General features: G+C 42.3%; 1 protein-coding gene. It reads left to right on the top strand.

Features of this window, described 5'->3' with window-relative positions:
* Window positions 1–529: AAA family ATPase (locus tag H8S63_RS19820; RefSeq protein WP_186927722.1), on the top strand; the 529-nt coding region annotated here is incomplete at both ends.

Here is a 529-nt window from a genome sequence, read left to right as displayed (position 1 = left end):
AAGGTGAGCGTATTCAGTGACTTGAATAACTTGAAGGATATTTCAATGGATGAACGTTTTGTAGATATTTGCGGCATAACGGAGAAAGAAATCCATGACAACCTGGAAGCGGAATTGCATCAGTTAGCAGAAAAGCAGAAGATGAGCTATGAGCAAGTGTGCGCAGAATTGAAAGAATGTTATGACGGTTATCATTTTATGGAAAATACCATCGGAATCTATAATCCTTTCAGTCTGTTGAACACGTTTGACAAGATGAAGTTCGGCAGCTACTGGTTTGAAACGGGCACGCCCACTTATCTGGTTAACTTGTTGAAGAAGCATCACTATGATTTGGAACGGATGGCTCATGAGGAGACGGACGAACAGGTGCTGAACAGCATCGACTCTGAATCCACCAACCCAATTCCGGTGATTTACCAGAGCGGATATCTTACCATTAAAGGTTATGACGAGGAATTCGGAATGTATCGTCTTGGCTTTCCTAATCGTGAAGTAGAAGAGGGCTTTGTCCGTTTTCTTCTTCCTT

Origin of the sequence: Bacteroides sp. NSJ-39, assembly GCF_014287315.1 — a bacterium.
Lineage (GTDB): Bacteria > Bacteroidota > Bacteroidia > Bacteroidales > Bacteroidaceae > Bacteroides > Bacteroides finegoldii.
This window is presented reverse-complemented; position numbering and strand designations above follow the sequence as displayed.